The organism is Herbaspirillum sp. FG34 (assembly GCF_057809315.1).
On record NZ_JBMDJS010000006.1, the window covers coordinates 123361 to 148922 of the forward strand.

Annotated in this window: 17 protein-coding genes; 13 read left to right on the forward strand and 4 right to left on the reverse strand. The window is 64.1% G+C overall.

What is annotated here, in order from left to right:
* Nucleotides 1-8: 8 nt before the first annotated feature.
* Both ACODSZ_RS10015 and ACODSZ_RS10020 read left to right on the forward strand, forming a co-directional pair.
* Entirely contained in the window at nt 9-1712 is a 1704-nt protein-coding gene (locus ACODSZ_RS10015) for a peptidase domain-containing ABC transporter (protein ID WP_488927503.1), read from the forward strand.
* Between the two features lie 131 nt (nt 1713-1843).
* Complete coding sequence (locus tag ACODSZ_RS10020) at nt 1844-9787, forward strand: calcium-binding protein (RefSeq protein ID WP_488927551.1); 7944 nt, start codon at nt 1844-1846, stop codon at nt 9785-9787.
* A gap of 48 nt (nt 9788-9835) precedes the next feature.
* On the opposite strand, the gene ACODSZ_RS10025 is transcribed toward ACODSZ_RS10020, so the two are convergent.
* A complete protein-coding gene (locus ACODSZ_RS10025; RefSeq protein WP_175343256.1) occupies nt 9836-11332 on the reverse strand; it encodes an aminotransferase-like domain-containing protein in 1497 nt (498 codons plus the stop codon).
* Nucleotides 11333-11498: 166 nt separating this feature from the next.
* On the opposite strand from ACODSZ_RS10025, the gene ACODSZ_RS10030 reads away from it, so the two are divergent.
* The 5 genes from ACODSZ_RS10030 (at nt 11499) to ACODSZ_RS10050 (ending at nt 16072) form a co-directional block, all read left to right on the forward strand.
* Entirely contained in the window at nt 11499-12584 is a 1086-nt protein-coding gene (locus tag ACODSZ_RS10030; RefSeq protein ID WP_175343257.1) for a threonine dehydratase, read from the forward strand.
* Nucleotides 12581-13180 (forward strand): LysE family translocator, encoded by a 600-nt coding sequence (locus ACODSZ_RS10035; protein ID WP_488927504.1) that lies wholly within the window; start codon nt 12581-12583, stop codon nt 13178-13180. The genes ACODSZ_RS10030 and ACODSZ_RS10035 overlap by 4 nt, the downstream gene beginning before the upstream one ends.
* Before the next feature lie 58 nt (nt 13181-13238).
* A complete protein-coding gene (locus tag ACODSZ_RS10040) occupies nt 13239-14159 on the forward strand; it encodes a DMT family transporter (RefSeq protein ID WP_008327711.1) in 921 nt (306 codons plus the stop codon).
* A 167-nt stretch (nt 14160-14326) separates the two neighbouring features.
* Nucleotides 14327-14785 (forward strand): RidA family protein, encoded by a 459-nt coding sequence (locus ACODSZ_RS10045; RefSeq protein ID WP_008327712.1) that lies wholly within the window; start codon nt 14327-14329, stop codon nt 14783-14785.
* A gap of 90 nt (nt 14786-14875) precedes the next feature.
* Nucleotides 14876-16072, forward strand: a complete 1197-nt coding sequence (locus ACODSZ_RS10050; RefSeq protein ID WP_008327713.1) for an aminotransferase-like domain-containing protein — start codon at nt 14876-14878, stop codon at nt 16070-16072.
* 95 nt (nt 16073-16167) lie between these two features.
* Here ACODSZ_RS10050 and ACODSZ_RS10055 read toward each other — a convergent pair whose 3' ends face one another.
* The 3 genes from ACODSZ_RS10055 to ACODSZ_RS10065 all read right to left on the reverse strand — a co-directional run bounded on the left by ACODSZ_RS10055 (nt 16168) and on the right by ACODSZ_RS10065 (nt 17652).
* A complete protein-coding gene (locus tag ACODSZ_RS10055; protein WP_488927505.1) occupies nt 16168-16665 on the reverse strand; it encodes a GNAT family N-acetyltransferase in 498 nt (165 codons plus the stop codon).
* Nucleotides 16616-16936: a type II toxin-antitoxin system TacA family antitoxin gene (locus tag ACODSZ_RS10060; protein ID WP_175343260.1), complete on the reverse strand. Its 321-nt coding sequence runs from the start codon at nt 16934-16936 to the stop codon at nt 16616-16618. Before ACODSZ_RS10060 ends, ACODSZ_RS10055 begins: the two co-directional genes overlap by 50 nt.
* Before the next feature lie 332 nt (nt 16937-17268).
* Nucleotides 17269-17652, reverse strand: coding sequence for a tautomerase family protein (locus ACODSZ_RS10065; RefSeq protein ID WP_488927506.1), 384 nt, complete (start codon nt 17650-17652; stop codon nt 17269-17271).
* A gap of 153 nt (nt 17653-17805) precedes the next feature.
* Between ACODSZ_RS10065 and ACODSZ_RS10070 the strand changes: the two genes are divergently transcribed.
* The 6 genes from ACODSZ_RS10070 to rbbA all read left to right on the forward strand — a co-directional run bounded on the left by ACODSZ_RS10070 (nt 17806) and on the right by rbbA (nt 25561).
* Entirely contained in the window at nt 17806-18651 is an 846-nt protein-coding gene (locus ACODSZ_RS10070) for a LysR family transcriptional regulator (protein WP_488927507.1), read from the forward strand.
* A 313-nt stretch (nt 18652-18964) separates the two neighbouring features.
* A complete protein-coding gene (locus tag ACODSZ_RS10075; protein ID WP_175343263.1) occupies nt 18965-19420 on the forward strand; it encodes an Hsp20 family protein in 456 nt (151 codons plus the stop codon).
* Nucleotides 19421-19675: 255 nt separating this feature from the next.
* Complete coding sequence (locus tag ACODSZ_RS10080; RefSeq protein ID WP_175343264.1) at nt 19676-20044, forward strand: Hpt domain-containing protein; 369 nt, start codon at nt 19676-19678, stop codon at nt 20042-20044.
* Between the two features lie 245 nt (nt 20045-20289).
* The gene (locus tag ACODSZ_RS10085; RefSeq protein WP_488927508.1) at nt 20290-21732 is read left to right on the forward strand and encodes an efflux transporter outer membrane subunit; all 1443 of its coding nucleotides are present in this window, start codon (nt 20290-20292) and stop codon (nt 21730-21732) included.
* Complete coding sequence (locus tag ACODSZ_RS10090; protein ID WP_175343266.1) at nt 21729-22805, forward strand: HlyD family secretion protein; 1077 nt, start codon at nt 21729-21731, stop codon at nt 22803-22805. Before ACODSZ_RS10085 ends, ACODSZ_RS10090 begins: the two co-directional genes overlap by 4 nt.
* Nucleotides 22802-25561 (forward strand): ribosome-associated ATPase/putative transporter RbbA, encoded by a 2760-nt coding sequence (rbbA, locus tag ACODSZ_RS10095; protein ID WP_488927509.1) that lies wholly within the window; start codon nt 22802-22804, stop codon nt 25559-25561. The genes ACODSZ_RS10090 and rbbA overlap by 4 nt, the downstream gene beginning before the upstream one ends.
* The last annotated feature ends 1 nt before the right edge of the window (nt 25562 follow it).

Here is a 25562-nt window from a genome sequence, read left to right on the forward strand (position 1 = left end):
CGCGCACCATGAACGCCAGCGAACAGGTCCACATCGATCAGCCGCAAGTGCTCGCGGGTCTGCGCGCCGATCCGTCCTACCTGACGCTGTTGCGTGCCTATGGCAGCCGTTTCGTCGAGATCATCGTCGCCGGCATCCTGGTCAATCTGCTGGGCTTGTTGATGCCGCTGTATTCGCGGCTGATCTACGACAAGGTGCTGGGCAATCACATCCCGGAAACGCTCTGGGCGCTGACGCTGGGCATGCTGCTCTTCATCGGGCTGGAGCTGGTGTTGCGCATCATCCGCGTGTATTACACCGAGCAACTGGCCGGTCGCCTGGATGGCGAATTCGACGAAGTCTCGGCACGCCGCCTGCTGACAGCCAAGGTACAGGCCCCGGTGGGCGTGGTGCTGGCGCGCTACCGCGATCTGTCGGCCGCACGCGACCTGCTGTCCTCCAACTACATGCTGCTGCTGGTGGACCTGCCGTTCCTGGCGCTGTATCTGGTGGTGCTGGGCCTGATCGGCGGCCACATGGTGTGGGTGCTGCTGGTGGGCGGTGCCTTGCTGGTGGGGCTGCAACTGCTGCTGAAGGTGCCGGCCAACGATTACGCCCATGCCGCCATGAAGGCCGGCACCGGCAAGGTCGACAAGCTGGCCAGCATCGTCTACGGTATGGAAACGCTCAAGACCACGCCCCTGCAGGACCGCCTCATGCGCGCCTTCCTGGCCGATGCCGGCGCCAATGCCGTGGCCCAGGCCAAGAGCCGTTTCTGGATGAACACCAGCTACGCCATCTCCACCGTCGGCTACACCTTCATCTCGGTGGCCACGCTGGTGGTCGGTGTCTATCTGGTGGAAGACAACCTGCTGACCGTCGGTGCGCTCATCGCCTGTTCGCTGCTGATCAGTCGCGCCACCACGGTGCTGTCCTCGCTGGCCGCGCTGTTGGGGCGCATCGAGATGTTCCGCCGTGCCCGCGCCGAATTCGACCAGCTGTTCGAAGAGCAGGAAGAAACCCCGACCGCCGACGTGCTACGCCAGGAAATGCGCGGCCTGATCCAGGTCGGCAATCTGCTGCTGCACCTGGACCAGAAGGAAAATGCGACCCTGAAGAATATTTCGCTGACCATCCAGCCTGGCGAGAAGGTCGGCCTGGTAGGACGTTCCGGCTCCGGCAAGTCCACGCTGCTGCGGGCGCTGGCCGGATTGCACAAGCCCGACGAAGGCCACGTCCTCATCGATGGCGTGGCCGTGACGGCCTATGCCCCCGAAGTGCGCATGCGCTGCATCGGCTTCAAGCCGCAGGAACCCTTCCTCTTCGATGGCACGGTGGCGGCCAACATTTTTGTGGGCGACCGCGTGCCGGGGCAGGTTTATGAAGCGGCGCTGGCGGTATCGTCACTGGATGACCTGATCGCGCGCGGCGAGCTGCGCCTGGATCAGGCCATCAAGGCGCCCGGCAATCTCTCCGGCGGCCAGCGTCAGATGGTGGCATTGGCCCGCGTGATCGCCTGCACCCCGCGCATCCTGCTGCTGGACGAACCGACGACCGGCGTGGACCAGCAGACCGAGGCCCGCATCATCGAGCGGCTGGCGGCCTATGCAGGCCCGCGCACGCTGGTGGTGGCCACCCATAGCCCGGCGCTGTTGCGCCACGTGGACCGCATCATCGTCATCGAGGGCGGGCGCATCGTGGCAGACGGACCGCGCGACCAGATTTTGCAGTGACTCTGCCAGGCAGGATCACACCGAACCAGATTCGAAACTCGAACGATCTTCGATAGCGAGGAAACATGGCAACCGCAAGCTCATCACAAGCGAACTCCGCGGACAAGGTGGCAGGCCCCGTCAAGGTGGTCATGCCCGACCAGGCCGGCAGCTTCCAGGTCAGCGCCACCCGCGCGGCCGTGCAGCACGTGCAGGTGGTCGACGTGGACATGGTGCTGCACATGGCCGATGGCACCAAGGTGGTGCTGGCCGGCGGCGCCATGGAGGCGATGGACGACAAGTCCAAGGTCAAGTTCACCGACACCAGCGCCGATACCGGCAAGCTGCTCGATACCGTGGGCAAGATCGCGCTCAAGCCCAACGATCAGTCGCGCGTGCTCAATTCCGATCCCGTGAGCTCGGCGCCCAACGTGGCCCCGGCCCAGACGGTGACGGTGGATCGCAACTCGGCCAGCATCGGCGGCGAGGGCGCCACCCAGTTCGCCCAGATCATCAGTGACAATGCGGCGTCCCTGACCAGCAGCAGCGCCAGCTCCAAGTCGGCCACCTCGGCAGGTCCTGTCGTCGGCGGCGATACCACCCACACCACCGTGGGGGCCACGGCAGCGGCGGCGCAGGATCTGGTGTCCAACACTCCCCCGGTGTTTTCGCCCCAGATCAATCCCAATTCCAACGACGCCCCCGTCAAGCCGAGCGATCTGCAGCTGCCGCCGGAACGCCCCGGCAGCCAGCCCTCCACCATCGTGGTCGATCCTTCGCAGCCATCGATGGCGATCAAGCTGGTCAACCTCGCCACGACCACGCAGAGCGGCGATGTTCTCCGGGGGAGCGGTGGCGTGGCCGCTTCGGCTAGCGATGCCGGGCTGCCGCTGCAGTTCAGTACCCAGGTCATCAATGCCCCCGACAGCGTGCATACGATCTACGCGGCGGGCAACAATGCCGGCACCTTCATCAAGGTGTTCGACGTCACCATCACCGGCAGTGGCACGGTGGTGTCGGTGACGGTCTCGGGAGTACCGGCGGGCATGTCCATCGTCAACGGTACCGACCTCGGTGGCGGACGTTTCCAGGTGTCGGTGGCGGCCGGTCAAACCGACTTCCCATTACAGTTCCAGTACGGTACGGTGGAAGCCAATTCAGCCTCACCGGTACACCAGGCTTTCGATCTGAGCTTCACCACCGTGGTGGCTACCTCCAATGGCCAGCTCACCCTGAACGACACTCGCCACGTGGCCATCAAGGATGCCAGTGCCTATGGTGACCTGAGCTATCTCGACCCGGCCACCGGCGACCCGGTGCTGGTGCTGCCGGCCCAGGGCCTGCCGCACGAGATCCATGCCGGCAACGGTGGCGTGACCGTCTATGGCAGCAACGCCAATGACTTGCTCTATGGCGGCACCGGCAACGACGTGCTGATCGGCGGCAGCGGCAATACCTTCTTCGAAGGGGGCGCCGGCGCCGACCAGATCGTGGGCGGCCTCAACAGCACCGGCACCAACGTGAACACGGCCAGCTATGCGGGGTCCTCCGCCGGTGTGACAGTCAACCTGGTCACCGGGGCGGGCACGGGCGGGGATGCCCAGGGCGACCAGCTGAGCAATATCCAGAACCTGCGCGGCAGTGCCTTCGACGATACCTTCGTGGTCAATGCAGCGGTCAACCGACTCGACGGTGGCAGCGGCGGGTCCGATACAGTGTCGTACGCTTCATCGAACAGTGCCGTGACAGTCAACCTGGTCACCGGCACCGGGTCGGGCGGATACGCGCAGGGCGACACCTATACACATATCCAGAACGCCATCGGCAGCGACTACAACGACATCTTCATCGCCAGTGGCGACGCCAACCGCTTCGATGGCGGGCTGGGTTCCAATACGGTGTCCTATGTCAACTCCAATGCCGGGGTGAACGTCAACCTGCAAAGCGGGGTGGGCAGCGGCGGGGCGGCGGCGGGCGATAGCTACGTGCGCATCCAGAACGTCATCGGTACCGCCTACAACGATACCTTCGTGGGCAGCGCCGACGCCAACAGTTTCGATGGCGGCAGCGGCGGCAGCGATACGGTCAGCTATGCCGGGTCGACGACGGGAGTATCGATCAACTTCGTCTCCGGACGCGGTACCGGCGGCTATGCCGAGGGCGACAGCTACAACCACATCCAGAATGCCATCGGCTCGGCCTTTGACGACGTCTTCATCGCCGGGGTGGACAGCGTGCACTTCGATGGCGGCAGCGGCGGGTCCGATACGGTGAACTACGGGGCATCGACCGGCGCGGTCACGGTGAACATGATCACCCTGAGCGGCAGCGGCGGCTATGCGCAGAACAATACCTATACCAACATCCAGAACATCGTCGGCAGTTCATATTCCGATACCTTCATCGCCAGTGCTGCCGCCAACAACTTCAACGGTGGGCTGGGCGGTTCGGATACGGTCAGCTATGCCAATTCCAATGCCGCCGTCACGGTCGACCTGACGCACTCGGATGGCACCGGTACCTCTGGCGGTTATGCCCAGGGTGACGTGCTGGCGCACATCCAGAACCTGGTCGGCAGCAGCTTCAACGATACCTTCATTGCCAGCGCCGACGTCAACAACTTCGACGGCGGCGCTGGCTCCAATACGGTCAGCTACATCTACTCGACAGGTGGCGTGACGGTCGATCTCACCAATGCCATCGGCACCGGTACCGGCGGCTACTATGCGGCGGGCGACTCCTTCAGCAACATCCAGAACCTGATCGGCAGTGCCTACGACGATACCTTCGTAGCCAGCGCCGATGCCAATACCTTCGATGGCGCCGGTTCCAATCACAACCGCGTCAGCTATGCCGCCTCCACCACGGCGGTCACGGTGGACCTGAACTACACCGACGGCACCGGCACCTCAGGCGGCTACGCCCAGGGCGACAAGCTCTCCAACATCCAGGACCTCACCGGCGGTGTTGGCAATGACAGCTTCGTGGCCAGTGCCGCGGCCAACAACTTCGACGGCGGAGCCGGATCCAACCGGGTCAGCTATGCCGCATCGAACGCCGGCGTCACGGTGGATCTGGTGCTGGGCAGCGGCAGCGGCGGCTATGCCGACAACGATACCTACGTCAACATCCAGAACGTCACCGGCAGCGCCTCCGACGACACCTTCATCGCCAGCCTGGCTGCCAATGATTTCGTCGGCGGGGCCGGCACCAATACGGTGAGCTATGCCAAGGCCAGCGACGGCAACGGCGTCACCGTCGACCTGTTCCATGGAACCGGCAGCAACGGCTTCGCCGGGGGCGACACCTACAGCGGCATCCAGAACGTGATCGGTTCGGCCTACGACGATACCTTCATCGCCGACAGCAACAGCAATGTCCTTGCCGGCGGGCTGGGTTCCAATACGGTCAGCTATGCCTTCTCGACGGCGGCAGTCACCGTCAACCTGGTGACCGGCAGCGGCAGTGGCGGCTTTGCCGCGGGCGATACCTACACCGGCATCCAGAACGTGGTCGGCTCCTCGCTCGACGACGTCATCATCGCCAGCAGCGAGGCCAACAGCATCGATGGCGGCACCAGCACGGCCAGTTCGCACAATCGCGTCAGCTATGCCGGTTCCGACGCCGCCGTCACGGTGGACCTGAGCTTCACCAATGGTAGCGGCACCTCCGGCGGCTATGCGGCGGGCGACAAGCTGGTGAATGTGCAGGACCTCACCGGCAGCATCTACGATGACACCTTCGTGGCCAGTCTGGCGGCCAACAATTTCGACGGCGGTAGCGGGTCGCTGCACAACCGGGTCAGCTATGCGCACTCGACCACCAGCGAGACCATCAACCTCTTCACCAGCAGCGGCAGCGGCACCTACGCTGCGGGCGATACCTACACCAACATCCAGGACGTGACCGGTGGTTCGGGCGACGACCTCATCATCGCCAACGCCGCCGCCAACTTCATCGATGGCGGCAGCAGCACGGCCAGCTCGCACAATCGCGTGAGCTACGTCAACTCGAGCGTGGCCGAGACGGTGGACCTGTTCAATGGCGTGGGCACAGGCGGTACCGGCAGCCTGGCCAATGGCGATACCTACGTCAACATCCAGGACGCCACCGGTGGCAGCGCCGATGACACCTTCATCGCCAGTGCTGCGGCCAATCATTTCGACGGCAGCGGCGGCACGCACAACCAGGTCAGCTACGCCAACTCCAGTGTCGACGAGACGATCGACCTGCTCGCCGGCCAGGGCAGCGGCGGCACCGGCAGCCTGGCAGCAGGCGACACCTACACCAACATCCAGGATGCCACCGGTGGCAGCGGCAACGACACCTTCTATGGCAACACGGTGGCCAACCGCTTCGATGGTGGCGGCGGCAGTCACAACCGGGTCAACTACGCCAGCTCCACCGTGGCCGAGACCGTGAACCTGTTCGCCGGTACCGGGTCGGGTGGCACGGGCAGTCTGGCCAATGGCGACACTTACACGAACATCCAGGATGTGACCGGTGGTACGGCCGATGACGTCTTCATCGCCAGCGCGGCGGCCAACGCCTTCGACGGTGGCAGCGGCTCGCTGCACAACCGTGTGAGTTACACCAATTCCGCCGTGGATGAAACCGTCAACCTGGTCACCGGCCAGGGCACGGGTGGCACCGGCAGTCTGGCCAACGGCGACACCTACATCAACATCCAGGACGTCACCGGCGGGGGCGGCAATGACACCTTCTACGGCAACACGGCGGCCAACAACTTCGATGGTGGTGGGGGCAGCCATAACCGGGTCAACTACAGCAGCTCCACGGTCTCCGAAACGGTCGACCTGTTCACCGGCAATGGCAGTGGCAGCACCGGCAGTCTGGCCAATGGCGATACTTACACCAACATCCAGGACGTTACCGGCGGTGTGGCCGATGATCTCTTCGTAGCCAGCGCGGCGGCCAACAACTTCGATGGCGGCACCAGTACGGCCAGTTCGCACAACCGTGTCAGCTATGCCAACTCCACGACCAATGAGACCATCAACCTTGTCACCGGACTGGGCAGCGGCACGCTGGCAGCCGGCGACACCTACACCAACATCCAGGATGCCACCGGCGGCAGCGGCAATGACACCTTCTACGGCAACAGCGCCGCCAACAGTTTCGATGGCGGTGGCGGTACGCACAACCGGGTCAATTATTCCAACTCCACGGTCGATGAAACCGTCAACCTGATCGCAGGCACCGGCAGCGGCGGTACGAACAGCCTGGCCAATGGCGATACCTACACCAACATCCAGGACGTGACCGGTGGCAGCGGTAATGACACCTTCTACGGCACCAGTGCCGCCAACTTCTTCGATGGCGGTGGCGGCAGTCACAACCGCGTCAACTACAGCAGTTCCACCGTGGCCGAAACGGTCAACCTGTTCAACGGCACCGGCAGCGGTGGCGCGAACAGCCTGGCCAATGGCGATACCTATACCAACATCCAGGACGTCACAGGCGGCTCGGCCGATGATGTCTTCATCGCCAACAGCGCGGCCAACTTCTTCGACGGCGGCACCAGTACGGCCAGTTCGCACAACCTGGTCAGCTACGCCAATTCCAGTGCCGACGAAACCGTCAACCTGGTCACCGGCACCGGCAGTGGTGGCACGGGCAGCCTGGCCAATGGCGATACCTACATCAACATTCAGGACGTCACCGGTGGCGGCGGCAACGACACTTTCTACGGTAACAGCGCGGCCAACAAATTCGATGGCGGTGGTGGCAGCCACAACCGCGTCAACTACAGTACCTCGAGCGTCTCGGAGACCATCGACCTGTTCAACGGCAGCGGCAGCGGCGGCACGGGCAGCCTGTCCAACGGTGATACCTACACCAACATCCAGGACGCCACCGGCGGCACCGCCGATGACGTCTTCATCGCCAGCGCAGCGGCCAACGCTCTCGATGGCGGCACCGGTTCGCTGCACAACCGCGTGAGCTACGTCAATTCCAGCGCCGATGAAACCATCAACCTGCTCACCGGCAGTGGCAGCGGCGGCACGGGCAGCCTGGCCAATGGCGATACTTACGCCAACATCCAGGATGCCACTGGCGGCAGCGGCAATGACACCATCGTGGCCAGCCTGGCGGTGAACTTCATGGATGGCGGTGCCGGGTCCAATACCGTCAGCTATGCCGGCTCGGCCAGCAGCAATAGTTCCACCGGCGTGACGGTGAATCTCTCAACCGGTGTCGGCAGCGGCAACTACGCCCAGGGCGATATCTACGCCAACATCCAGAACGTGATCGGCAGCGACTGGGCCGATACCCTGACCGGCTTCGCCACGGCGGGTGTGAGCTCGGTGCTGACCGGCGGCAAGGGCGCTGACAGCCTCACTGCCGTGCTCGCCAACCGTGCCGATACCTATGCGTCCTATGCCGGCTCGTCAGCGGGCGTGAGCATCAACCTGCAGGCCGGCACCGGCAGCGGCGGCGATGCCCAGGGCGATACGCTGTTCAACATCGACAACCTCATCGGCAGCAGCCAGAACGACACCTTCTTCGCCAGTGCCAATGCCAACAAGCTCAGTGGTGGCGCGGGGGGCTCCGATACGGTCAACTACTCGCTCTCCACCAGCGGTGACGGTACTACCGGCGTGACCGTGGACCTGTCCACGGGCACCGGCAGCGGCAACTATGCGCAGGGCGACACCTATGTCAGCATCGAAAATGCAGTCGGCAGTGCCTTCAACGACACCCTGACCGGCTTCGCCACGGCGGGTACGCAGTCGGTGCTGGAGGGCGGTGCAGGCGCGGACACCATCACCGCGGTCAACGGCAATCGTGCGTCGACCTATGCCTCGTATGCCGGTTCCGGCTCGGCCGTGACCATCGACCTCAAGAACGGATCCGGTACGGGAGGAGATGCCCAGGGCGATATCCTGGTCAACATCGACAACGTCATCGGCAGCGCCTTCAACGACCTCTTCAAGGCCAGTACCCAGGCCAACAAGTTCGACGGCGGCAGCAATGGCGTGGACACCGTCAGCTACGAATACGATACCGGCGGCGTGACCGTGGACCTGACCAATACCCTGGCGGCCACCGGCACCTATGCGGCGGGTGACACCTTCACCAACATCGACAACCTCACCGGCGGCGCGGGCAACGATACTTTCTATGCCAGCGGCGTCGCCAATTTCTTCGATGGCGGGGCGGGCAACAACACCGTCAACTATGCACGCTCGGGCAGCTCGGCGGTGGTGGTGGATCTGTTCCATGGCACCGGCAGTGGCGGTTATGCAGCCGGGGATACCTACGCCAACATCCAGAACGCTACCGGCAGTGCCGGCAGCGATACCTTCTATGCCAGCAGTGCGGCCAACATCTTCAACGGCGGGGCAGGGGGGAGCGATACGGTCAGCTACCTGTATTCGACCGGCAGTACGATCTCCGCCAGCCTGGTGTCGGGTGGTAGCGGCGGCGATGCCAGCGGCGACAGCTACATCGGCATTGCCAACCTGGAAGGGAGTGCCAACGTCGATAGCACCCTGACCGGCAACAGTGCGGCCAACGTGCTCTCTGCGCGTGGCACCACCACCACCAACGTACTCGATGGCGGCGGCGCCAGTTCGGGCACCGACATCTTCAACGTGGTCGATGGCGGCAGCAATTCGGTCACGGTGGGCAGCGGCAGCAACCTGATCAACGTCAGTGCCGGCTCGCACAGTTCGGCGGGGGCGCAGAGCGACATGGTCAACCAGACCACCGGCAGCGCCAACATCCACAGCATCAGCGGTGGCGCCGGCGTGACCACGCTGCATTTCGCCGATCTGGGTTCGACGCTCAATCTGAGCAACTTCTCCAGCAAGGTCACCGGCATCACCACACTGGACGTGAGTGCCGGCAGCGGTACCAACGTCATCATCACGGCCGATGACGTGCGTCAGATGGGCATGGACGGCAGCGGCATCTCCAAGGTGCTGACCGTCAAGATGAGTTCCTCGGAGAGCTTGCAGATCATGGCCAATGGTTCTGACCACTACGTCTACTTCCCCGGTTCGACCGACTATGCCTTCTACAACGCCAGCAATCAGGAAATTGCCCGCATCCATCTGGTGACGGCCTGATGGAACGATGAGCCGGGGCCGGCCTGCCGTGCGGGAAGAGGGCGATGGTCAGCGGTCCATCGCCTTTTCCAGGAAGCGCCAGATGCCGGGGTCCGACATCCCGGCGACGTTGATGCGCATGCGGGTTGAGGGCAGTTGCGAGGGCGAGAACAGGCTGCCCGGCGCCAGCAGGAATCCCTGTTCCATCGCCTCTTCGGTCAGCACGTTGGTATCGCGCCCGGTATCGACCCACAGGAACATGCCGCAGGGCGGCGGATCCTCCACCTCCATGCCCATCCTCTCCAGCTGGCGCATCACCTTGTCGCGCGCACCGTTCAGACGCGCCCGCAGCCGTTCCGCATGCTTGCGGTAATGCCCTTCGGAAAGCACCCGGTAGGCCACCCGTTCACCGATCTCGCCGGTGGTGAGTGTGGAGAGCAGCTTGCGGTCGGCCAGGCTGCGCGCCAGTTCGGCCGAGGTGGCGATGAAGCCCACGCGCAGGTTGGCCGAGAGGGTCTTGGAAAACCCGCCGAGATAGATCACCCGCTGCAACTGGTCCAGCGCCGCAATGCGCGTGGCGGCCTGCACGGCCGAGCCGGGGTGCATGTCGCAATAGATGTCGTCCTCGACGATGATGAAGTCATGCTCCTCGGCGATACGCAGCACCTGGAACGCCTTGGCAGCTGACAGCGAGGTCGAGGTCGGGTTGTGCAGCACCGAGTTGATCACGTACAGCTTGGGTTTGTGGATGGCCGCCAGCTCGCGCAGCTGGGCGATGTCCGGGCCATCGGCCAGGCGTGGGATACCGACGATCCTGGCCCCCAGCGCGGCAAAGGAACCGAACATCAGGAACCAGGCCGGATCATCCACGAAGATCACATCGCCCGGCCGCAGGAAGTGGCGCGCCACCGTATCGATGGCCTGGGTCACGCCGGTGGTCAGCACGAACTGCTCGGGCGCGGCCGCGATTTCCAGCTCGGCCAGCTTCAATTGCAATTGCTGGCGCAGCGGCAGGAAACCCAGCGGTGTGCCGTAGCCCAGCAGCAGGGAAGGATTGTCACGGCTGATGGCGCGCAGGGCATTGGCGATCAGTTCGCCATCGAGCCAGTCCGGCGGCAGCAGGCCGCCCCCGGGCATCTTGTGCGGCGGCATCTGGCGGAACATGTTGCGGACCAGCCAGACCACATCCAGCCCGCGTTCGGCCTCGGCCACCGCCTCAGCCTGCGCGGCCAGGTTGCCGTAGCCGTTGGCGACGGCCACCCGTTCCTTGACGAAGAATCCCGAGCCCCGGCGTGACTCCAGATAGCCCTGGGCCACCAGCCGGTCAAAGGCTTCCACCACGGTAAAGCGCGAGATCTCGTGGGCATCGGCAAACTGCCGGATCGAGGGCATGCGCGCGCCGCCACGCAGCAGCTTGTCATCGATGCGGGCGCGTACGCCGCGCACGATCTGGTCCACCAGCGACTCGCCACTCTCGCGAATGAGCAGCGGCCAGCCGGGCAGGGCGCTGTCACTGGCCAGTGTCTTGGAGGGAATACTGCGCAGATGCTTGACTGTATTGGTCATTTTACCGTGACAATGTTTGAAACTATTTGGAAAAGTGTACAGGTACTGTACTGGTATTGTCGGCTAGGATGTCAGCCAATGCAAGAGTAAGCGGCCTGGCGGGAATGCGCCGGACCGGGCTGCGATCAGTGCTCTTGTTTCGCATCTTTTCGAGGAGACCATCGTCATGACCAGCCTGTCCATCCAAGCCAGCCAAGCCACCCGGACTGCCAGCGAACTGCTGCCCGGCCTGGAAGAGATCGAACAGGCGGCCGGCATCGTCTACGCCGGCATGGCTCCGACCCCGCAACTGTGCTGGCCGTTGCTGAACCAGGCGCTGGCTGCCGAGGTGTGGGTCAAGCATGAGAACCACGCTCCGACCGGTGCCTTCAAGGTGCGCGGTGGCATGGTCTATCTGCATCACCTGGCCCGGCAGCAGCCGCAACTGTCCGGCGTCATTTCCGCTACACGCGGCAATCATGGCCAGTCGGTCGGTTTGTCGGCGCGGCGCTTTGGCATCCCCGCCACCATCGTGGTCCCCGAAGGCAACAGCCGCGAAAAGAATGCCGCCATGCGCGCCCTGGGCGTGGACCTGATCGAGCATGGCCGCGAATTCCAGGACAGTCGCGAACATGCCCAGCGTCTGGCCGGCGAGCAGCAACTGCACATGATCCCTTCCTTCCACCGTGACCTGGTGGCGGGCGTGTCGACCTACTGGATGGAGCTCTTCGCCGCCCATCCGGGGCTGGATGTGGTGCTGGTGCCCATCGGGCAAGGTTCCGGTATGTGTGGTGCGGTTGCGGCCCGCAATGCGCTGGGTTTGAAGACGCGCATAATCGGCGTGGTCTCGGCCCATGCGCTGGCCTACAAGCTCTCTTTCGAGGCGGGCCGCAAGATCGAAGCGCCGGTCTCGACCTGCATCGCCGATGGCGTGGCCTGTCGCGTGCCGGACCAGGCTTCGCTGGACGTGATGCTCCGCGACGTTGACGAGGTCGTCGCCGTCACTGATGACGAAGTGATGGATGCCATGAAGCTGGCCTTCATCGCCACCCACAACGTGGCCGAAGGCGCGGGTGCCTGTGCGCTGGCCGCCGCCCTGCAACTGCGCGCGCGTCTGCGCGGCCAGAAGATCGGTGTCACGCTCTCCGGCGGCAACGTCGATCACGACGTCTTCGCCCGTGTGCTGGCACGCCCGAGCGCTGTGGCCGATGCGCTTCTGGCACCGGCGCAGGTGGTGTCGCTGGCGCAGGCTGCGCACAGGAGAAACGCATGATCGAAGCCTTGTTGCCGCTGATGTCGTTTGCCTTCGTCTCCTCCATCACGCCGGGGCCGAACAACATCATGCTGACCTCCTCGGGCATCTGGTTCGGCTTCCGGCGATCCCTGCCGCACATGCTGGGCATCACCTTCGGCTTCGGCGTGCTGCTGGCCGTATGCGCATTCGGTATAGGTCAACTGGTGGTGGCGCTGCCGCAAGTGGTGCTGTTGTTGAAGGCGCTGGGATGCGCCTATCTGCTTCATCTGGCCTGGCAGTTGCGCCGCATGGGCATTGCCGGTGCGGGTGAGCGGGCGGTGCAGCCGATGTCGTTCCTGGGGGCGGCGATGTTCCAGTTCGCCAATCCCAAGGGGTGGGTGATGGCCATTACCGGTGCCTCGGCGTTCATGCCGTTACTGCATGAACGCGCCGGCTGGCTGGCCATCCTGATCTACTGTACGGTGTTCTGCGCGGTCAACCTGCCTTGCGTGTCGGTGTGGGCCGGCGCCGGTGCGGTCTTGCGGCGCTATCTCGAACAGCCCCGGTGGCGCGCGATCTTTGCGGGCATGATGGTCTCGCTGACACTCTATTCGGCGCTGGCAATCTGGTTGTAGCAGCATCGGCAAATGAAAAATTTGGTGCAATAACGCGTTTTGACGACAGGGGACCCTCATGCAAGCCAGCAGCAAGACCCGCCACCCCGCAGCAAGAACTTCCGGCGTCATCCGTCACGAAAGTCGCGGCATGTGGCTGGGCCTGATCGGCGTGGCCATCTTCAGCCTCACGCTGCCCTTTACCCGGGTCGCCGTGGCCGAGCTCAATCCGGCCTTCATCGCCTTTGGCCGCGCGGTGGTGGCCGGCGTCTGTGCGCTCGCGCTGCTGGCCTGGATCAAGGCCCCGCGTCCGACGCGCCAGCAACTGCGCGGTCTCATCATCACGGCGCTGGGCGTGGTGGTGGGTTTTCCGTTGTTTTCCTCGATCGCCATGCGCTATGTCCCGGCCGCCCATGGCGCCGTGGTGGTGGGCCTGCTGCCGCTGGCGACCGCCCTGTTCGGTGCGCTGCGCTTCGGCGAGCGGCCCTCGAAGGGTTTCTGGCTGGCGGCGCTGGCGGGCTCCGGCATCGTGATCGCGTTTGCCTTGCGCGAGGGCGGCGGCAGTTTCCATCTGGCCGACTTCGCTCTGTTCGCCGCCGTGGTGACCGCCGCCATGGGATATGCCGAAGGCGGACGCCTGGCTCAGAGCATGGGCGGACAGAACGTGATCGCCTGGGCGCTGGTGGTGGCCCTGCCGGTGATGTTGCCGGTCTCGGTGTGGCTGGGCTGGCAGTACGGTGTGAGGGCGTCGGCACCGGCCTGGCTGGCCTTTGCCTATGTATCGCTGTTCTCGATGTTCATCGGTTTCTTCTTCTGGTACAAGGGCCTGGCCCTGGGCGGTATTGCCCGTGTCGGGCAGGTGCAATTGTTGCAACCTTTCATGAGCCTGCTGGGCGCGGCGGTGATCGCCCATGAGGCGCTGGATGCGAGCAACATGCTCTTTGCCCTGGCCGTGATCGTGGTGGTGGCCATCGGCCGTCGCATGGCGGTGCGCCGCTGACACGGCGCTGACCGGGTTTGCGAGCCGAAATAGTTCAGCCGGTACGGGCTAAAGCTGCCGTTTTTTGAGATAATCGAGCACTTGTTTTTTCACATTTTGTCAACGCGCAACGCGCGAGCCAACTGTCTTTTGGCCGCAAGCGGGCGCTGTCCAACTGGGAGTACCGCATGTCCGTCTATGAAAAGCTGAAAGCACTGAACATCGAACTGCCCGCCGTGGCCACCCCGGCAGCAGCCTATGTGATGTATGCACAAACCGGCAATACCGTCTTCCTCTCCGGCCACCTGGCCAAGAAGGATGGCAAGGTCTGGGTCGGTCAGCTGGGACGCGACATCGGCACCGATGACGCCAAACTGGCTGCGCGCGCCGTGGCCGTGGACCTGATCGCCACCCTGCAGGCCGCCTGTGGTGGCGACCTGACCCGCGTCAAGCGCATCGTCAAGCTGATGAGCCTGGTCAATTCGACCGGCGAATTCACCGAACATCATCTGGTGACCAACGGCGCCTCCGAGCTGATCGGTGAAGTCTTTGGCGAAGTCGGCAAGCATGCCCGTTCCGCCTTTGGCGTGGCGCAACTGCCCATGGGCGCCTGCGTGGAAATCGAAATGATCGCCGAGATCGCCTGATCGCCGATCCCATGCACTGCCCGGCTGTTGCGGCCGCAGAAGCCGCACGGCCCGAAGCACTCTCACACCGACACAGACTCTACGACCCGTATGAAACTCGAAAATCCCGCACCGCTGCAGTGGCAGTTCTCCCAGCGCGCCGAAGCCATGAAGAGCTCGGCCATCCGTGAAATCCTGAAGGTGACGATGCGTCCCGACATCACCTCCTTCGCCGGTGGCCTGCCCTCGCCGCTGACCTTCCCGGTCGAGCACATGAAGACCGCCTTCGACCGCGTGTTGAGCCAGCAGGGCAAGATGGCCCTGCAATACGGCCCGACCGATGGCTACCTGCCGCTGCGTGAATGGATCGCGGCGTCGCTGTCCACCAACGGCGCGCAGATCACCGCCGAGCAGGTGCTGATGGTTTCCGGTTCCCAGCAGGGCCTGGACCTGCTGGGCAAGGTGATGATCGACGAAGGCAGCAAGGTGCTGGTCGAGACCCCCAGCTATCTGGGTGCGCTGCAAGCCTTCTCGCTGTACGGTGCCAAGTTCGAATCGGTGCCGAGTGACGAGTTCGGCCTGCAACCCGAGACCATCGACGCCATCGCCGCTGGTGCGCGCATGCTGTATTCGCTGCCCAATTTCCAGAACCCGACCGGTCGCACCCTGCCCACCGAGCGCCGTTTCAAGCTGGTGGAAACCTGTGCCCGCCTGGGTCTGCCGCTGATCGAAGATGATCCCTACGGTGCCCTGAGCTACCAGAATGCACCGCTGCCCAAGATGCTGTCGATGAATCCGTCGGGCGTGATCTACATGGGTTCCTTCTCCAAGGTGCTGACCCCCGGCATCCGCCTGGGTTACGTGGTCGCACCGCGCCCGCTGATCCTGAAGATGGAGCAGGCCAAGCAGGCCACCGACCTGCACACTGCGCAGCTGACCCAGATGGTGGTGTACGAAGCCATCAAGGACGGCTTCCTGGACCAGCACGTGCCGACCATCCGCAAGCTCTACGGCGACCAGTGCCAGGCCATGCTGGACGCGCTGCAACAGTACTTCCCGGCCAGCTGCAGCTGGAGCAAGCCGGAGGGCGGCATGTTCATCTGGGTGACCCTGCCCGAGCACCTGGACGCCAGCGCGCTGTTGAATGAAGCCGTGGAACAGGAGAAGGTCGCCTTCGTTCCGGGCGCACCGTTCTACGCCAACGTGGCGCAGAAGAACACGCTGCGCCTGTCCTTCGTGACCGTGCCGCCGGAGCAGATCCGCGCCGGTGTGGAGCGCCTGGGCAAGCTGATTGCGTCCAAGCTGTAATCAGCGCGCGCTGGCCCGCGCATGAAGTAGGTGGGTGGAATCTGTAAAGCAGATCCCGCCTTTTTCTTTTTTGAAGATCCTGATGGTCAGGCGTCTCAAGTAATTTTTGACAAGGAGATGGCCAGCGTCAATGGAGCGTCCGGCATGGGCCTGAATCCGTACTGAGCGTAAAAACTGGCGGCGTTACCATCCTTGGCGTCCACGAAGAGCAGCGTTCCACCGACCTGCTTGCTCGCTTCCTTGGCGCGCCATAGCGCGTCATAAAGGAGAAACTCGCCAAGTCCTCGGCCCTTCAGAGTCTGGCATATCGCCAATCGCGCCAAGGTCAATGCAGGGACTTCGCGGGGCAGGCGCTTTGAAAATGCGACGGGCTGGGCAGCAGTGGCGACCATCTGGCGGATGGCCAGTGCATAGTAGCCGTCGACGACATGAGGTGCGTGCTCCGAAGCGAGGACGAACGAGCGGGAAATCCCCTTGTCCTGATGCTGGCCTGCCGTCGTGCGCAACCAGTGGTTCAGCGCCGGGGTGCCGCAATCGAAGTGCTCAGTCTGATGGTGCGTCTTGTTCAGCGGTGCTACGAAGTACTCGTTCATGTCGGGCCCGATGATAACGCTCGCGCGCGCGCATCAGCTTGGCATTGGCAGGCGATGGGTCGTCAAGCAGGTTCAACAAAAAGTCAGCATCTCGCGGGGTTACTGCGATGAAGCGCTCGCGGTCGATGATTTCATTGGCCTTTTCCAGTGCAGCTTGTACCAGAAACTGGTTCATCGTCGCTCCGACCAGATCGGCAGCTTCCCTCAGCCTTTCTTCAACGGCCAGTGGTACCCGGGCCGTGATCCGGCCCCTTTCAACGATATCGGTCATGGTGATCTCGCTTTCTTGCGGAGAATATCCCGAGCCATATTCCCTGCCGGTGCAGGGTGGGAAATTGCCGCCACTTTCTCGAAACAAATTTGTTCCCTTGAAACGGCGGTAAACAACATCATAGCATGTGGTGCCAAATTGTCGCCTTTGTGGTGTCAATTTGGCGCCACTATTTCCGTGACGGTTGGGAGCATTTGAGGCGGCCTGCCGAGCGTTACTGATCCTGCTTCAGCGTCTCGTCATGCTTGAGCGTGACGAACTGCTCCTGCGGCAATCCGGCCTCGCAGTTGAGCGCGCGGCATGCAGGGCAGGGCGCATGCTGTCGCTCCGGTTTAAATCACGTATTGCGCCAGCCCGCGCCCGAATGACCAGTTGCCCTTGTCGCCCTCGACCAGGCTGATCATCACGTCATCCGGACCGATCCCAGGGTTCTGTTGGAGGCGTTCCACGATGCGTGCATAGAGTGCATTCTTCTGCGCCTGGGTACGCGTATTGCTGACTGTAAGCTGGATCAGCACGAAGTCATCCGTACGGGCCATGCCCATGTAACTGCGGCTGAAGACCAGCTCTTCCGGGTCATGCTCGGTGATGACCATGAAGCGGTCGTCCTCCGGCACATTGAAGCTCTCGCGCAGCGCCTCATAGACATTGTCGGCGATGGCGCTGCGATAGGCGCGGGACTTGCCGCGCAACAGGGAAATGTGGACCAGGGGCATGACGTTCTCCTTGCAGGTTGATGAAAAGCTGGGGCGGGTGGTCTCCATGCCTTGCATGCTATGCTGGTGCGATGATTTCAAAAACCACTGATGGATGATTTCAATGATTGAAATTCATCATCATGGATATCTGACCACAAGAGGCCACACGTCATGGAAAAACCGCTGGATCTGGACACCGTTCAAGCCTTCGTCCTGGCCGCCGACCTGCAAAGCTTCACGCGCGCGGCCGAAGCGCTGGACAGTACGCAATCGGCCATCAGTTTCAAACTCAAGAAGCTGGAGCATCGTCTGGGCCGTCGCCTGCTGGAGCGCACGCCGCGTCAGGTGCGGCTGTCGACCGAAGGCCAGCAGTTCCTGCCGGCTGCGCGCAACCTGCTGGCCGCACATGAACGTGCGCTGGAGCAACTGGACCAGGGGCCGGTACGCTTTTCGGTAGGCATCAGCGACCACGTGGCCGGTGCCGCCCTGCCGCGTGCGCTGGCGCAGCTGCATGCAGTTGATCCCGGCGTGGTGGTGGAGGTGCGCGTGGGCTCCTCGCATGAGCTGATGCCGGCCTATGAACGCGGTGAGCTCGATGCCGTCATCGTGCGCCGTGAACCGCAGGATCGGGGCGGCAAATTAGTGATGGAAGAACGCATCGGCTGGTTTGCCCATCCGGATGCGCAATGCTGGTCGGGCGCAGCCCTGCGCGTGGCGACCTTTTCCTCGGCCTGCCGGATTCGCGAATTGTCCTTGCGCAGGCTCGACGCCGCCGGTGTTGCGTGGGTGGAAGTGTTCGTCGGCGGCGGCATCCTGGCCGTGGGGGCGGCGGTCAGTGCAGGATTGGCGGTCTCGGCCCTGCTGCATCGCTGCGCACCGCCTGGATCGGTGGAGGTTGGCCAGCGGCTGGGACTGCCGTCATTGCCGCTGGCGCAGGTACGCCTGCATTCCCGGGTCAAGCAGGCGCGTACGCAAGCGGCGTTGCGTACGCTGGTAGCGGCGTTGAAGGCGGGTTGAGCGACTGGGCGCGTTTTTTGCCGTCGCTTGCGCAACCACGCCGATCGTTACGTGACCGACCGCATCGCATAGCGCCCATGCTGACGGCTTGGCAGAGGGTGGGGGGCGCTAAGGACATGCCGTCCTCACAGAATCACTGGACTTTCCTCGAAGAATTTCGTGGCGAGACCCCGCGCGCTATCGCCAACGTGATCCTCACATTTTTTCGAAAAAATCCCTTGAAAACCAAAATCCCCATCCCTAGATCGGTACCAGCAGATGCTCGACGTTGAGGTCTGCGACGAAAACATCGCTTAACTGAAAGGATATTTTTATGCGTACTTTTGATCTCTCCCCCCTGTACCGTACCGCTATCGGCTTCGATCGCCTGGCCCAGATGTTCGACAACGCCCAGCGCACTGATCAGCCCAGCTATCCGCCCTACAACATCGAACTGGTGGCCGAGGACAAATACCGGATCACCATGGCCGTGGCCGGTTTCGCCCGCAGCGAAATCGATATCGAGACCGAAAACGAAACCCTCAAAATTACCGGCCGCAAGCAGAAGGAAGACAAGCAGGTCAACTTCCTGCACCGCGGCATCGCTGCCCGTGACTTCGAACAGCGCTTCCAGCTGGCCAATCACATCAAGGTGGTCGGCGCCAACCTGGAAAACGGCTTGCTCAATATCGAGCTGGTCCGTGAAATTCCCGAAGCGCTCAAGCCGCGCAAGATCGAGATCGGCGCCGCCGAAGACGGCAACATCCAGCGCCTGGAACGCGCCGCCTGATCGCAGCCCCCCGCCCAACGGCGATCCTCGCGCAGGATCGCCCTGGTCTGCACCGCCCGTCTCACCGGGCGGTTTTTTGCATGCTTCACGACGCTTGTGATTGACGCCACCTGGCGGCTTGGTTACGTTACAGCTTGCACTTCAACTTCACCGCTCACGACCCGGCACGTGCTCCAAGGCCGGACCAACTGCTCAAAAGAGATTGGCACAGGAGCAATATCTTGCGTATATTGCGTCGGCCACAGGGAGAAACGCGTGAACGACCACCGATACCAGCATATCAATCCCGAACCTCTGCTCGATGCCATGGGTGGGGATGTCGCCGCCTGCCGCCACATGTTCGGTACCTTCGCCCAGAGCGCCCCCGCCACTTTTGCCCGGCTCGAACAGGCCATCCGCGCCGATGATGCACCCCAGGTCAAACGCGAGGCGCACAGCCTCAAGAGCATGACCGCCCTGGTCGGCGCGGGCGTTCTGACCGACCTGCTCAAGAGCGTGGAAAGCCAGTCCCGCGCCGAACCGCCGCAAAGCGCCCAGCCGCGCCTGTCCGAATTGCAGAGCCTGTTCGCTGCCGTCGCCGCCGAAGTGCGTCACTACGTCGACCAGATCGGCGTGGCCCAGTAAGGCCAAGGCCGCATTGCACACGCCTCCTCCCGCACCGGTCGGGCATCCCCCCGCAAGGCGCGCAGGGCCGGGAGTGCTCCGTCAATTCCTTCATGAATTACCGACTCATCAGTCAGTAACCTGACGTACATCAATCGGCTTTTCAGCAGGTCTCTTCATAATGTGGACACGAAAGACGAAGCTTTAAACAAAGCTTCGGATGCAGCATCTTGTCGCCACATTTCCTGCCGATGTCGAGAATCACGATGTGCGAGCCCTCCCTGCGAATCCGTCCCTTGCTGGCCGTCTTGCCGCTCCTGCTGGCCGCCTGTCAGTCGATGGCACCGCACTACCAGCGTCCCGCAGCGCCCGTGGCCGCGCACTATCCCCGGCAGGAAGACGCCACGGACGCACTGACGGTGGCGCTGCGCTGGGAGGATTTCTTCCGCGACCGGCAACTGCAAGCGCTCATTGCGCAGGCCTTGGTCAACAACCGCGACCTGCGCGTGGCGGCATTGCGGGTAGAAGAGGCGAGGGCGCTCTACGGCATCCAGCGCGCCGACCTGTTTCCGGCCATCGGCGCGCAAGCGGGACTGGATCGCTCGCGCACCCCGGCTGATCTGAACCTGACCGGCCGTCCGCTGGTTGGCAGCGCCTATCAGGCCGGGCTGGGCTTGAGCACCTGGGAGCTGGACCTGTGGGGTCGCCTGCGCAGCCTCAATGACGCTGCCCTGCAAAACGCCCTGGCCAGCGAAGCCACGCGCCGCGCCGCCGCGCTGAGCCTGGTGGCGCAGGTGGCCGACGCCTGGCTGGAACTGGCCGAGATCGACGAGCGCCTGGCCATCGCCCGCGACACCATCGCCAGCCGCCAGGAGAGCTATCGCATCTTTGCGCGCCGGGTCGAGGTCGGTGCCACCTCGCGCCTGAACCTGACCCAGATCGAAACCCTGCTGACCCAGGCCCAGGCGTTGGGCGCACAGTTGGAACAGCAGCGCGCGCAGCGCCTGAATGCCCTGACGCTGCTGGTCGGTGCTCCGGTGGATCTGCCAGTCGGCCAGGCGCGCACTGCGCTGGAGACCGTTTTCCCCGAGATGGCTCCGGGCACGCCGTCGCTATTGCTCACGCGACGCCCGGATGTGGCCGCCGCCGAGCATCGCCTGCAGGCCGCCAACGCCAATATCGGCGCCGCACGTGCCGCCTTCTTCCCCAGCATCTCGCTGACCGGCACGCTCGGCACCGCCAGTGCCGAACTGAGCGGGCTGTTCCGCGATGGCAGCCATGCCTGGAGCTTCTCGCCCGGCATCTCGGTGCCGATCTTCACGGCAGGCCGCTTGCGCAACAACCTGGACCTGACCGAAGTACGCCGCGATCTGGCCGTGGCCAATTACGAGAAGACCGTACAAGCCGCCTTCCGGGACGTCGCCGATGCCCTGGCCGCGCGCCAGTGGCTGGCCCGCCAGCTGGCCATCGCCGAGACGGCCGAGCGGGTCCAGGCCGAGCGCGCGCGCCTGTCCACGCTGCGCTATGACAACGGCGCCGCACCTTTCCTCGACGTGCTGGACGCCCAGCGTGAGCTGCTGAGCGCGCGCCAGCAACGGGTGCAGATCCGGCGCGCACTGCTGTCCTCGGCCGTGGCGCTGTATGCGGCGCTGGGCGGCGACAGCAATGCGCCCACGGCTTTCCCCCTTTCTTCCGGACCTCGACCATGACGCTCCCTCACGCCAAGAAACCCCTGCTGGCCGCTGCCCTGGCCGTCATCCTTGCAGGCGGTGCCGCCTATGCCTGGCTGCGCCTGCATCAGAGCGGCCCGGGCGAGGGCTTTGCCAGCGGCAATGGCCGTATCGAAGCCACCGAGGTGGACGTGGCCACCAAGCTGGCTGGACGGGTCGATGCCATGCTCGTCAATGAGGGCGATTTCGTCAGTGCCGGCCAGCCGCTGGCGCGCATGCAGGTGCTGTCGCTGCAAGCCCAGCGCGACGAAGCCCAGGCGCGTCAGCAGCAATCGGTTGAGGCCGTGGCCAGTGCCGAAGCCCAGGTGGCCGTGCGCGAGAGCGACCACCAGGCCGCACTGGCCCAGCTCGCCCAGCGCGAGAGCGAGCTCGATGCAGCCCGGCGTCGGCTGGCGCGCTCCGAGGTGCTGGTCAAGGAGGGCGCATCGTCCTTGCAGGAAGTGGACGATGACCGCGCCCGCGTGGTGGGCATGCAGGCCGCCGTGACCGCCGCCCGTGCTCAGGTGACCGCCGCCCGGGCTGCCGTGGCCGCCGCCCGCACCCAGGTCAGCGGTGCGCGCGCCACGGTGACTGCGGCCGTGGCCACGGTTCAGCGCATCAAGGTCGACATCGATGACAGCACGCTCACCGCGCCGCGCGCCGGCCGTGTGCAATATCGCATCGCCCAGCCCGGCGAAGTGCTGGGCAGTGGCGGCAAGCTGCTCAACCTGGTGGACCTGAGCGACGTCTACATGACCTTCTTCGTGCCAGAGGCGGTGGCCGGCCGGCTGGCACTGGGCGGCGAGGCCCGCATCTTGCTCGATGCAGCGCCGCAGTATGTGATCCCGGCCCGGATTTCCTTTGTCGCCAGCACTGCCCAGTTCACCCCCAAGACGGTGGAAACGGCCAGCGAGCGGCAGAAGCTGATGTTTCGCGTCAAGGCGCAGATCGATCCGGCGCTGCTGCGCCAGCACCTGACGCTGGTCAAGACCGGTTTGCCAGGCGTGGCCTGGGTGCGTACCGATGAGGCGCGCGACTGGCCGGCCACGCTGGCGGTGCAGGTCCCGCGATGAAGGAGTCGCGCGGCCAGGGCCCGGTGGCGCGCCTGTCGGGCGTGTCGCTGCACTATGGCAGCAAGCCGGCCTTGCAGGCGGTATCGCTGGAGATTCCGGCTGGCTGCATGGTCGGCCTGATCGGGCCCGATGGCGTGGGCAAATCCAGCCTCCTGTCACTGGTGGCCGGTGCGCGCGCCTTGCAACAGGGCGAGGTGGAGGTGCTGGGCGGCGACATGCGCCGCGCCGCGCATCGTGAGCAGGTCTGTCCGCGCATCGCCTACATGCCGCAAGGGCTGGGCAAGAATCTCTATCCCACGCTTTCCGTCGAAGAAAACCTGCAATTCTTCGGACGCCTGTTTGGCCAGTCCGCACAGGAGCGCCGCAGCCGCATCGATACGCTCACTACCGGCACCGGCCTGGCGCCTTTCCTGGCACGGCCAGCGGGCAAGCTCTCCGGCGGCATGAAGCAGAAGCTGGGACTGTGCTGCGCGCTGATCCATGATCCCGATCTGCTGATCCTGGACGAGCCCACTACCGGCGTCGATCCGCTTTCGCGCGCGCAGTTCTGGTCCCTGATCGGACATATCCGCCAGCAACGTCCCGGCATGAGCGTCATCGTCGCCACCGCCTACATGGAGGAGGCTGACCGCTTCGATTTCCTGGTCGCCATGAACGCTGGCCAGGTGCTGGCCACCGGCACCCCCGCTGAACTGCACGCCCGCACCGGCACCGCCGCGCTGGAAGAGGCCTTCATCGCCTTGCTGCCGCCCGACCAGCGGCGCGGCCATCAGCCGGTGCAGGTGACACCGCCGGACCCGGCACGCGAGGCCGACATCGCCATCCAAGCGCGCGGTCTGACCATGCGCTTTGGCGACTTCATGGCGGTGGATCATGTGGACTTTCGCATCCGGCGCGGCGAGATCTTCGGCTTTCTCGGCTCCAACGGTTGCGGCAAGTCCACCACCATGAAGATGCTGACCGGCCTCCTGCCCGCCAGCGAAGGCCAGGCCTGGCTGTTCGGCCAGGCCGTCGATCCGCGCGACATGGCCACGCGTGCGCGCGTGGGCTACATGTCGCAGGCCTTTTCGCTGTATGGCGAACTGAGCGTGCGCCAGAACCTGATCCTGCATGCGCGCCTGTACCGCGTACCACCCGAGCAGATCGATGCGCGTACCGAGGAGATGGCGCAGCGCTTCGGCCTGCTGGCGGTGATGGACAGCCTGCCCGAGAGCTTGCCCCTGGGTATTCGCCAGCGCCTGTCGCTGGCCGTGGCGATGGTGCACAAGCCGGAACTGCTGATCCTGGATGAGCCCACCTCGGGCGTGGACCCGATTGCGCGCGACCTGTTCTGGCAGCTGATGATCGATCTGGCACGCCGCGACCAGGTGACCATTTTCATTTCCACCCATTTCATGAACGAGGCCCAGCGCTGCGATCGCATCTCGCTCATGCACGCCGGCCGTGTGCTGGTCAGCGCCACCCCCGACGAACTGATCCGCCAGCGCGGTGCTGCCAATCTGGAACAAGCCTTCATCGCCTATCTGGAAGAGGCGGCGGGGAAGGGCGCGGCGACGTCGGTACCTGAAGCAAAGTTCACATCGACCTCAAACCGCCCCTCCATGCAGCCCGCCTTGCGCCGCGCAAGCCTGCGTACCCGCCTGGGCCGGGCGCTGAGCTACAGCCAGCGCGAGAGCCTGGAACTGCGGCGTGACCCGGTGCGTGCCACGCTGGCCTTGCTGGGGTCGGTGATCCTGATGTTCATCATCGGCTATGGCATCAACCTCGATGTGGAAAACCTCAGCTACGCCGTGCTCGACCGCGACCAGACCGGCCTGAGCCAGAACTATGCGCTCAATCTCTCGGGGTCGCGCTACTTCATCGAACGGCCGCCCATCAGCGATTACCCGGACCTGGACCGCCGCATGCGCAGCGGCGAGATTTCGCTGGCCATCGAGATCCCCTCAGGCTTTGCCCGCGACATTGCCCGTGGCAAGCCGGTGGAAATCGGGGCCTGGGTTGACGGCGCCATGCCCACCCGTGCCGAGACCTTGCGCGGCTACGTGCAGGGCATCCATCAACTGTGGCTGGCCGACATGGCCACACACCGCCTGGGCCAGCCACTGGCGCAGGCCGCCGCCATCGAGACGCGCTATCGCTACAACCCGGATGTGAAGAGCCTGCCGGCCATGGTGCCGGCCATCATCCCGCTGCTGCTGATGATGATCCCGGCCATGCTGACTGCGCTGTCGGTGGTGCGCGAGAAGGAGCTGGGTTCTATCCTCAATCTCTACGTCACGCCGGTCACGCGCATCGAATTCCTGCTCGGCAAGCAGTTGCCCTATCTGGTCCTGGGCATGCTCAATTTCGCCATGCTGACGTTGCTGGCGGTGACCGTGTTCGGGGTGCCGGTCAAGGGCAGTCTCTTCACGCTGACGCTGGCGGCGCTGGTCTTCGTGATCTGCTCCACCGGTTTTGGGCTGTTGGCCTCGACCTTCACCCGCAGCCAGATTGCGGCCGTGTTCGTGACCATGATCGGCACCATCATTCCCTGCGTACAGTTTGCCGGCCTGTTGAATCCGGTTTCCTCGCTCGAAGGCATGGGCGCCCTGATCGGGCAGGTCTATCCGGCCACGCATTTGCTCACCATCAGCCGAGGCGTGTTCAGCAAGGCGCTTGGCCTGGGCGACCTGAACGCTTCGTTCTGGCCGCTGCTGTTGGCCGCACCCGTGATCCTGGGTTTGTCGGTGTTGCTGTTGAAGAAGCAGGAGCAATGAG